At 37.2% G+C, this 10,514-nt stretch carries 7 protein-coding genes and 4 pseudogenes; 5 read left to right on the top strand and 6 right to left on the bottom strand.

Annotated features, from left to right (window positions below):
- Nucleotides 1–15 precede the first annotated feature (15 nt).
- The 3 genes from ftsL to mraZ are packed head-to-tail and all read right to left on the bottom strand — an operon-like array spanning nt 16 to nt 1,749.
- On the bottom strand, nt 16–333 hold the full coding sequence (gene ftsL / locus V3224_RS11720) for a cell division protein FtsL (protein WP_081932879.1): 318 nt from the start codon (nt 331–333) through the stop codon (nt 16–18).
- A 2-nt stretch (nt 334–335) separates the two neighbouring features.
- Nucleotides 336–1,289: a 16S rRNA (cytosine(1402)-N(4))-methyltransferase RsmH gene (rsmH, locus tag V3224_RS11715; protein ID WP_334470643.1), complete on the bottom strand. Its 954-nt coding sequence runs from the start codon at nt 1,287–1,289 to the stop codon at nt 336–338.
- Nucleotide 1,290: 1 nt separating this feature from the next.
- Nucleotides 1,291–1,749 carry a division/cell wall cluster transcriptional repressor MraZ gene (gene mraZ / locus V3224_RS11710; RefSeq protein WP_032115232.1) on the bottom strand — a complete coding sequence of 153 codons (459 nt, stop codon included), beginning with the start codon at nt 1,747–1,749 and terminating at the stop codon, nt 1,291–1,293.
- A gap of 680 nt (nt 1,750–2,429) precedes the next feature.
- Here mraZ and V3224_RS11705 point away from each other — a divergent pair.
- Entirely contained in the window at nt 2,430–3,302 is an 873-nt protein-coding gene (locus V3224_RS11705) for an IS982 family transposase (protein ID WP_334467716.1), read from the top strand.
- A 117-nt stretch (nt 3,303–3,419) separates the two neighbouring features.
- Here V3224_RS11705 and cra read toward each other — a convergent pair whose 3' ends face one another.
- The 3 genes and pseudogenes from cra to V3224_RS11690 form a co-directional block, all read right to left on the bottom strand.
- On the bottom strand, nt 3,420–4,427 hold the full coding sequence (gene cra, locus V3224_RS11700) for a catabolite repressor/activator (protein ID WP_334470640.1): 1,008 nt from the start codon (nt 4,425–4,427) through the stop codon (nt 3,420–3,422).
- Between the two features lie 134 nt (nt 4,428–4,561).
- Nucleotides 4,562–6,187: pseudogene (locus V3224_RS11695) on the bottom strand (AMP-dependent synthetase/ligase); the annotation flags it as partial.
- Nucleotides 6,188–6,235: 48 nt separating this feature from the next.
- Nucleotides 6,236–7,185 (bottom strand): annotated as a pseudogene (locus V3224_RS11690) (IS701 family transposase).
- Nucleotides 7,186–7,467: 282 nt separating this feature from the next.
- Here V3224_RS11690 and V3224_RS11685 point away from each other — a divergent pair.
- The 4 genes and pseudogenes from V3224_RS11685 to leuD all read left to right on the top strand — a co-directional run.
- Nucleotides 7,468–8,049 (top strand): annotated as a pseudogene (locus tag V3224_RS11685) (homocitrate synthase/isopropylmalate synthase family protein); the annotation flags it as partial.
- Between the two features lie 182 nt (nt 8,050–8,231).
- Nucleotides 8,232–8,444, top strand: a complete 213-nt coding sequence (locus V3224_RS11680; RefSeq protein WP_442890254.1) for an alpha-isopropylmalate synthase regulatory domain-containing protein — start codon at nt 8,232–8,234, stop codon at nt 8,442–8,444.
- Between the two features lies 1 nt (nt 8,445).
- Nucleotides 8,446–9,336, top strand: a pseudogene (locus V3224_RS11675) (isocitrate/isopropylmalate family dehydrogenase); the annotation flags it as partial.
- A complete protein-coding gene (gene leuD / locus V3224_RS11670; RefSeq protein WP_442890316.1) occupies nt 9,322–10,008 on the top strand; it encodes a 3-isopropylmalate dehydratase small subunit in 687 nt (228 codons plus the stop codon). The pseudogene V3224_RS11675 and the gene leuD, both read left to right, overlap by 15 nt.
- The last annotated feature ends 506 nt before the right edge of the window (nt 10,009–10,514 follow it).

The raw sequence follows: 10,514 nt of genomic DNA, 5'->3' as shown, positions 1-10,514 counted from the left end.
ACCTATTGACTAAAACTATTTTGCAATCACAATATGTTCTTGTGTCGGATCTACATGGACCATTTGTAGCTTTTCAACCGAAAGGCGTTCAACTCGACTATGATTTCCTAATGAGTTTTCTTCCAAAATCAAATTGCGCCATTCTATATCTAAAGATTCTTTTTCTTCTGTCATCAAATCCTTTTGTGCTGTTAATAATCGTGTTTGATGACTGACTGTAACAATTGAAATCGCTGATATGATAATCACTATCAATAGAATCAACGGGACAGCTCCGTGCCGAAAAATATCGTAACCAATGATCCTAATTAAGCTATATTTTTCCGCAGTCATTATCATTCCAACATTTCAGCAAAACGTACAACTGAGCTTCTTGCTCGTGGATTTTCGATAACTTCTCTTGCTGTCGGTTTCATTTTGCCTAACACTTTCAATATCGGGCTACCAATTGCTTTTAATTGCACATCGGTTAATGGTAATCCGACCGGGATTTTTGGTCCTCTGCTATGCTCGCGGATAAAACGCTTAACCAATCTATCTTCCAATGAATGAAAACTAATAATCGACAACCGTCCCTGCGGTGCCAATACCTTCAATGAACCCTCTAATGCTTTTGCTATTTCTTCTAATTCACTATTGATATAAATACGAATTGCCTGGAACGATCGCGTTGCTGGATGCTTATGTTTCTCTTTAAACGGACTAACTTGTGCTATCAATTCTGCAAGTTGTTTTGTCCGTGTTAATGGCTCTTCCGCTGAATGATGGTTACGAGCCACAATCGCTTTTGCAATTCTTTTTGCAAATCGTTCTTCACCATAAGTTTTCAATACCCAGGCTATATCGGATTCTTCAGCCTTCATCAGCCATTCAGCGGCAGATTGACCTGTCGTCGGATCCGTTCGCATATCTAATGGTCCATCACGCATAAAAGAAAAGCCTCGCTCTGGATCATCTAATTGCGGTGATGAAACACCTAAATCAAGCAGTACGCCATCAATCTTGCCAACTAATTCCTCTTCTGCAATAAATGTCTGTAACTGAGAAAAAGAACCATGTTTAATTAAAAATCTGTCATCAGTGATCATTTTTTCAGCGGCTGCCACTGCATGCGGATCTCTGTCTATCGCGATCAGGCGCCCTTCACTGCCTAACTGGGAGAGAATTAATTGCGAGTGCCCTCCCCGGCCAAAAGTACCGTCAACATAAATGCCATTTGCTTTTATATTCAATCCATTGACTGCTTCATCAAGAAGCACACTGATGTGTTTAAACCGACTGTCTGCCATATTAAAGAGATAGATCCTGTAACCGCGTTGATAATGGTTCATTTGTGCTGTGTTGAGCCTCAATATCCGTTTGTACTTGCTGATACCAAGTCTGCTCATCCCATAACTCAAATTTATTAATTTGACCAACCAGCATAACTGCCTTTTTGAGCCCGGCATGTTGCCGCAAAGTATTAGCGAGCAAAAGACGACCTGCACTATCCATCTGACATTCACTGGCATGCCCAAGTAATAAACGCTGAACACGACGTTCAGCCGGATTCATAGTAGAAAGTTGTGATAGTTTTTTTTCAATAATTTCCCATTCAGGTAATGTATAAAGTAATAGGCATGGCTGATGAAGGTCGATAGTAAAAACCATCTGCCCTTCAGACTCCTCGTTCAGCATACCGCGATAACGCGTAGGCACGGTTAATCGCCCTTTGCTGTCGAGATTGACGAGTGTTGCGCCACGAAACATATCTCTTCAACCCTTATATTACAAAAATCACCACATTACACCACAATTTCCCACTTACTATAGAGTTTACGAAGGGTATGAAAATCTTGTCAAGCAACAGCACGGTGCTTTAGTTTTATTTACAGAATAATGTTGAAAGATGATTGGGTGGGTTTTCTGACGAGTAAAAAATTAAAAACAATTAACATTATGATAAAATTGAATAAATTAATTTTTATACTTATATTCACTGCCGAAACTTATTTATTTCGCAAAAAATGAAATAAAAACTAAAATACACAACCAATGCTTCATTTTAAATCAACCTTCAGATAACACTTTATCCATACAAATAACAATTAATCAAACTTCCCCAAAATTATTTGTCGTAAAATTTTAAAAATTATATTATTTATCAGTATATTGCACATACTGATAAATATGCAGTAACTTTTTATATCGCTTATCGTACAAAGTCTATACTTTGAATAGAAAAATATTCTAATCAGTCCGTGACTATTTTATGTGTGAATCTTATTATTCGAAACAATTTTATTAGGAATTATCCGAATTATTACTATTTAACCTGAGTTCGGGATAAGAAATAAAGAGAAAGTCTTGATATTCAAATAGTTGAATGAGCCTGTTTTGTTAAAATACTCTAACAGTCTGGTTAAAGAGTAGAGCATTGTTAAACAATTATGGAAAATCTTACTGAACTTTATTGCCTGATGGATGATTTTTGCAAAGACTTCGAGCCAAAAATGCATGAATATTTGCTGACTAACGGTACTAAGCGTCGTAGACGGTCTACTCAGCTTTCGTTGGCGGAAATGATGACACTGGTTGTGTTGTTTCATCAACTCCGATTCAGGCAATTCAAGGTATTTTATCTCTATTATGTCCGCTTATATCTCCGGAAGGAATTTCCTAACTTGCCATCCTATTCACGCTGTGTAGAGTTACTTCCGCGTAGTGCCTTAGCGTTAACGGCACTGTTTGAGTCAATTAAGGGAAAATGCACGGGGCTATCGGTTGCCGATTCTACTCCGATAGCGGTGTGTGATAACTTACGGATCCGCAGACATAAAGTCTTCAATGGGATAGCTGAACGGGGAAAAAATTCAACAGGTTGGTTCTTTGGTTTCAAGCTTCATGTAATTATCAATCATTTGGGGGAAATACTCAGTTTTCGACTCACACCAGGAAACACCGATGATCGGAAACCATTGCCTGAGCTGACAAAGGATCTTTCTGGTTGTTTGTACGCAGATAAAGGGTATTTATCGGCTTCACTGAAACAGCAACTCAAAACGATGGGAATTAGCCTTATAACGAATATCAAGAAGAAAATGAAGCCTATTAAACAGACTTGTTTCGACAAAGCCATCTTGCGTCATCGTTCTGTCATTGAAACGGTATTTGATGAGTTAAAAAATCTTTGTCAAATAGAGCATACGCGACATCGCTCTCCGGCTAACTTTGTAGTGAATTTATTAGGCGGACTGGTTGCATATTGTTTAATGCCATCTAAACCAAAGATACCTGTTGCAGGTACGTATCTTCAAGTATAATTGATAATGCTTATCCCGAACTCAGGTTATTTATTGTTATTAGTTTATTAATTTTTAAAAAATACGCCATTTTAATAGCGCATTTTTTAAATTTGATTAAATAGTTTTTAACTTAAGTTAAATTTTACGACTTAAGCTACCTCTTCTACATAGGTCACTCTGGATACGTGTTACACCAATGCTTGGCTTATTATTTTCACTTAAACTGGCTAATACCAGTTCTATTACTTTATCAGCAATAGCTTGGTGACGTTGAACAACCGATAATACTGGACAAGTAAAAAAATCTAACAATTCATTATCACCAAAAGTTGCAATCACAATATCATTTGCTAATTGCCCATTACGCTTTAACATCACGTCCATTACTCCTTGTAACAGAGAAAATGATGTTGTAAAAAACGCTTCCGGCATTTCATTATGATTTAACCACTGCGCAAAAATTTCTTCAGCAGCATGACGTTCATAACTACTCGCATATAAATAAGTGACAGAATGTGAATTATCTTGCCAAGATTCTCTAAATCCCTGTTCACGTAATAAGCTAACAGAAAGCTCTGGCAGCGCACCTAAATAGAGAACTTTTTTAACCGAAAATTTGTGTAATTCAGTTGCTAACATTTTGGCATCTTGTAAATCATCACCAACAACACTAATAAAATGCTGTTGTTCTAATGCGCGATCTAAAGCAATAATAGGTAATGAACGGTTAGTCCAGCGCTGATAAAAGGGATATTCCGGGGCTAGAGCGGTAGAAACAATGATTGCATCCACCTGACGCTTTAGTAAGTGCTCGATACACCGAGTTTCGTTATCTGGTTGATCCTCCGAGTAGGCAATGAGTAACTGATACCCACATTGACGTGCCTTACGCTCAAGATAATTTGCAATCCGTGTATAACTGGTATTTTCTAAATCTGGGATCACCAAACCAATTGAATGGGTACGACCAGCTCGAAGACCTGCAGCAACCGCATTTGGATAATAGTTATGTTCCTTAACAACAGACATCACTCTTTCAACAGTCTTATCACTGACTCGATACTGTTTAGCTTTACCATTAATAACATAACTGGCGGTTGTGCGAGAAACTCCGGCTAGACGGGCAATTTCATCCAATTTCACGTTGATGACCCCTTTTACAAACAGGAAAAGTCTCAAAAGCTTGAGACAATAAATGTTGCTCCATTTTAACTTGCTGAAGAGATATTTTCACCGCAAAATTTGCTTTTTTTTCACCATGAAAACCCTATTAGAATTTAGTCTTGGTACATGGATTCAATTTCACGCTGATATCGTTGTGCGATGATCATACGCCTTAATTTTAAAGTCGGGGTTAATTCGCCATTTTCCATAGAAAAACCAATAGGTAACAGAGTAAAACGTTTTACTTGATGAAAACTGGCAAAATTCTTTTGCATTTCTTTAAGGCGTGAATCAAATAGTTCAACAATACGACTATTACGTAATAGCTCCAATCAACAGCAATATTTCAAATTAATTGAATGGGCATACTCTTCCAGTGAATCAAAACAAGGCACGATCAGTGCGGAAACAAATTTACGCGCATCAGCGATTACTGCAATATGTTCAATAAAACGATCTTGACCTAATGCCCCTTCAATCAATTGAGGAGCAATATATTTACCATTAGAGGTTTTCATTAAATCCTTTAACCGTTCGGTAATGAACAAGTTTCCGGCTGCATTAAGCTTACCGCTATCTCCTGTTTTGAACCAACCATCTTGGGTGAAGGCCTGTGCTGTTTCAGTTGGCTTATTAAAGTAGCCCCTCATTACAATAGGCCCTTTAACCTGGATCTCATTTTCCTGACCAATACGCACCTGAATATCAGATAGCAGTGTACCAATCGAACCTAAGCAATAATTATTCTCTTCCCAACAAGAAATTGTTGCGCAAGTTTCTGTCATACCATAACCATATTTGATATTGATACCGACAGCCAAAAAGGAACTAATAACTTTATCATCAAGATGAGCGCCAGCGGCAGGTAAAAAACGTAACCGACCACCTAAAATCATTTTTAATTTAGTTAATACCCATTTATCGGCATTACTATAAAAAAAACAGTGCAACCAATTGCCTTTTTTTCCTTGTTGAGCCAGTGCTACATGACGTTTACCTTGACTAAGCGCCCAATTGAAAAGCTGTCTACGAAGCCAAGACGCTTTGGCAACTTTCTGACTTATGGCAGCATAAACTTTTTCATAAAAACGGGACACCGCGCACATCACAGTGGGTTTTACTACAACCATAGCTTCTCTAACACTTTGAGCATCTGTTAAATAGACATTTTGTGCGCCAATATGCATAACATAGAAACTCCAAGCTCGCTCAAAAACATGAGAAAGTGGTAAAAAACAGAGTGAAATATCTGACTCAGTTAATGTTAAGCGTTTATCATGTAAATAAAGTTGAGCCGCCATATTGGCATAATCAAGCATCACACCTTTCGGCTCACCGGTGGTATCTGAAGTATAAATTAATGTAAATAAATCACTTAATTGATATTATGCAATCCGCTGTTTCAATTCTGCCAAAAATAGGGTTGAAGATTTCGCTATTAATGCAGATAGAGGGTAAGCTTTTGGGCAATCAGAAATATAAATATCTTCATTAAAAACAATAATATCAGTCAATTTAGGACAAAATTCAAATAGCGACTTAGCTATATCATATTGAACCTGATCACCGACAAATAGAATGCGAATATTAGCATCATTTAAGATATAAGTAGCCTGAGTGACACTACTGGTTGAATAGAGAGGCACTGTCACTGCCCGAAGTTGTAAAATGGCCAAATCAGTTAAAGACCAATTCATACCATTGTCGGCAAAAATAGCGACATTTTCTTGTACGTTCACCCCTAATTCAAGTAATGCTAAAGAAATAGACACGAATTTCGCACAAAACTAATTTGGGTACGCTAATAAAACACGGATTTGCTCAGTAATAGCACTTTTGATTACGTCCCAATTTTGTTGATAAAGGGTTATTTTTTCAGATATACGACGTTTATGTTGTTCAAACCACGCAGAAATGCGAGAAAAATATGATTTCTTTGCGCTCGGCTCGTGCGAGCCTGACAGCGTTCAATACCACAGTTTTGTTTAACTTCTCGATGATAAACTTCAACAGACCAACGGGCATCCATGATAGATTTGAGGTATTGACGGGTGTGATTCTCTTTGTTTGTTACTATGTAATCAATACGGCCGTTTTTGGCTGTAAATTTGAAAACGGTTACCCAACCATATCCTCGCAAGTGTATTGACGTTCCTTCTTCTGAGATGTCTAACTTGTTCAGTTGTTTGTTATGGTTAACAATCCTATTTTTCCTCAGCGTGGTTACCCAGATCCAACCATGAGAGCGAATTGATTTCAGGTTATCCAGGCTAGAATACCAAGCATCCATCACTACGGCTTCTGGCATGATCCCTCTTTTTTTAGCAAGAGTGAGCATTTCGGAAAAGTGCGTGTTTTTTGTTTTTCCATCAGAATCTTTATCATAAATAAGATAATTGATAGGAATTGATTCAACCTTCGTCAGATCATGCCAAAGCAAATTAACTAAACCTATGCCAGCAATAACCTCATGTTCATTACCTGAATATTGATAATGGACCATCTCTATTTTTTTACTACGTGTTTTGGCAATCAATGTATCATCGGCAATTAGTACGCAAGGGCTTTTTTTGTCTATAGAAGGTTCAACTAATCGCCATAGGTCTTTAGGTCTAAAACATCTACTTTTTAGCCATCGGCTAACAGTGTCATGAGATAAAGGCGATGGGCTTACTTCTGATAACGCTAAACCAGAGTATCTTAAACTGCTTACTTCACAAGTTTCGCACGGGCATATAAAATTCTAGAAATGGCTTCAGAACAATAATTAATCTGTAACTTGCTAAGACGTATAAATTTACTTAAATTACAATAAGTTATTTTTAATTTATGAGATTTTTTCTATTTATATATTATGCTGAATTAAACTTAAAAATAGAGCGCTTTTTTATTGGTGCGAAACTCGTGTACTTGTAAGAATGTTTTATAGATATCTTTAATACATGGATAACCCGACAAAATATGAACACCCTGATTTTTTCTTGTTTTTAAATTTATACTTCTTTTTTGGAGATTGCGAAACTCGTGTCATCAAGAAATTTACCGTACCAGCCAATCAGTCAGCAAGTTATGTAATGCCCCTATCCCTGCTAATAAAGCGATCGTTGGCAGTAATGCTTTCTCACATTCTTCAGGTATCCATCAAGATGGTGTACTAAAGAATCGAGAAACTTATGAAATTATGACACCAGCATCCATTGGCTTAAGGGAAACGCAATTAAATCTGACTTCTCGTTCTGGCCGAGCGGCGGTAAGGCACCGAATGACAGAGATAGGATATCAAGATACAGATTACAATTTAGAATGTTTGTATGAAGCATTTTTGCACTTAGCTGATAAAAAAGGCCAGATCTTCGACTATGACCTGGAAGCTTTAGCTTTTATAAATCAACAACAACAAGAGCCTGAATTTTTCCATTTAGCCTATTTCAGTATCCAATCTGGCTCAAATCTACTAGCCACAGCCACGATAAAAATAATATGTGGCGATAAGGAAAAATCTGATGCAGCAACAGACAATGGTCCGGTGGATGCGATTTATCAGGCCATTAATAAAATAGCAAAATATCCAATTAAACTGATTTCCTACCAGTTCACGAGTTTCGCACCAATAAAAAAACGCTCTATTTTTAAGTTTAATTCAGCATAATATGTAAATAGATAAAACCTTATAAATTAAATATAACTTATTGTAAATTAAGTGAATTTATGCATTTCAGTAACTTGCAGATTAATCATTACTTTTAAGCCATTTCTAGAATTTTATAGGCCTGTGCGAAACTCGTGCAGTTATCCGCTAAAGTTCATGGCAATGAAGCTTTAGGTCAAGTTGATATCGTTGCAGAATGCTTTGGCCGACGTTTTCATGGTATCGGCCTGGAAACCGATATTGTCGAATCGTCTGCTATGGCAATGATCAATGTGTTAAATAACATTTGGCGCGCAGAATTAGTGAAAAAACAAAAAAATCACAGCAATACAGAGGTAGTTCAATAATATGGCTAGTAATTATAATATTGCTGTCTTACCAGGTGATGGTATTGGCCCTGAAGTTATGGCACAAGCCTTAAAGGTGTTAGCTGCTATTGGCCAACAGTTTAATTTGACCATCGTAACACATAAATATGATGTCGGCGGAATTGCTATTGATCGCCATGGTCAGCCATTACCAGCTGCAACACTTTCAGGTTGGCAACAAGCGGATGCGATACTCTTTGGTTCAGTTGGTGGCCCGCAATGGGAACCCCTGCCGCCTGCTAGTCAGCCTGAGCGTGGCGCATTATTACCCTTACGTAAACATTTTCAGTTATTTAGTAACCTACGACCCGCTCGTCTATATCCTAGTTTAAATAACTTCTGTCCATTACGAGCGGATATTGCCGCAAAAGGTTTTGATATTCTTTGTGTGCGTGAATTAACCGGTGGGATCTATTTTGGTCATCCTAAAGGACGTGTTGGTTCTGGTATTGATGAAAAAGCCTTTGATACCGAGATTTATCATCGTTTTGAAATAGAACGAATTGCGCATATCGCTTTTCAGGCAGCACGTAAACGAAGCTATAAAGTAACATCAATAGACAAAGCTAATGTATTGCAAAGTTCGATTTTATGGCGAGAAGTTGTCAAAGTGGCCCCTAATGTACAAGCAATTGTTGTTCCTGGTTCAGAGCCAGTAAAAGCACAAGCTGAGCACGAAGGTTTAGACAAAATATTTATCGATGCGGGTTTTGAACGGCGTTTACCGGGTTGCTCTATGTGCTTAGCAATGAATAACGATCGCCTTGCTCCTGGCGAACGTTGTGCCTCCACCAGCAACCGTAATTTTGAAGGACGGCAAGGCCGTGGCGGTCGAACTCATTTAGTCAGCCCAGCAATGGCAGCCGCGGCGGCTATTTACGGCCATTTTGTCGATGTACGTAAGATCGATAATAATCAAATTAAAACAGGAATTGGCAAAATGAAAAAGTTTATCCAACACACCGGCTTAGTGGCTGCTTTAGATGTTGCCAATATTGATACTGATGTGATTATTCCAAAACAATTTTTACAAAAAGTCACTCGAATCGGTTTTGGTCAACACCTTTTCCACGATTGGCGTTTCCTGGACGATAACGGGCAACAACCTAATCCGGATTTTGTCCTTAATAAACCACGTTACCAAGGTGCCACTATTTTATTAGTCCGTGAAAATTTCGGTTGTGGATCATCCCGCGAACATGCGCCGTGGGCATTAACAGATTATGGCTTTTGCGCCGTTATTGCGCCAAGTTTTGCCGATATTTTCTATAACAATGCCTTTAACAACCAATTATTACCAATTAAATTAAATGAAGAAGAAATTAACCAGTTATTTAAGTATGTTGAACAATATGAGGGTTGTCAATTCACCATTGATTTGACGACCCAAACAGTCATTGCTTGGGATAAAACTTATTTTTTTAGCATTGATAATTTTCATCGTTATTGCTTGATAAATGGGTTAGATAATATTGGATTGACTTTACAATATGAAAAGTTCATTACCCGTTATGAAGAGCAGCAACCACTATTTTTGCGATAACAGTTCAAATAACAGGCACTGCCTCACTATGTAGGCAAAGCCTGATTATTTTTCTTTTTATTTAAATTAATTAAAATGTTAGAAAAGGTGATGACATTCTATTTAATTAGATGCCTAAATCTTATATTGCGTTTTATTTACTGAAAAATAATTTAATTTATCTATTAATAATGAAAAATTATCCACATGTAGGGCTATATTTATTAATTTATTCACCTTTTCTGTGGATATCCATGTGAAAAAAGCTAGAGTAAACAGGGTATAATTTCATAAGTTTTTCAATCGATAGATTTCGAAATAAAAAATTAATAGTTTTTTTTCATAGAGATAAATCGATTAAACATAGCTCAAAGCAGAACAGATAGCTAACCATCAAAACAGGATGAACAAAGATCCAGCAATATCCATTTTATCCACAGGATACGCTGTTTTGTTAAACAAGCTAACAGCTCTTTTTAAAATAAACCATCCTGTCAAGACTGTAAATTAAACCAGTAAAGGCTTTT

This window comes from Arsenophonus sp. PmNCSU2021_1 (genome assembly GCF_036919435.1).
Taxonomy (GTDB): Bacteria; Pseudomonadota; Gammaproteobacteria; order Enterobacterales; family Enterobacteriaceae; genus Arsenophonus; species Arsenophonus nilaparvatae.
Note: the sequence above shows the minus strand (reverse complement) of the source record. Positions and strands in the feature narration are given on the sequence as shown.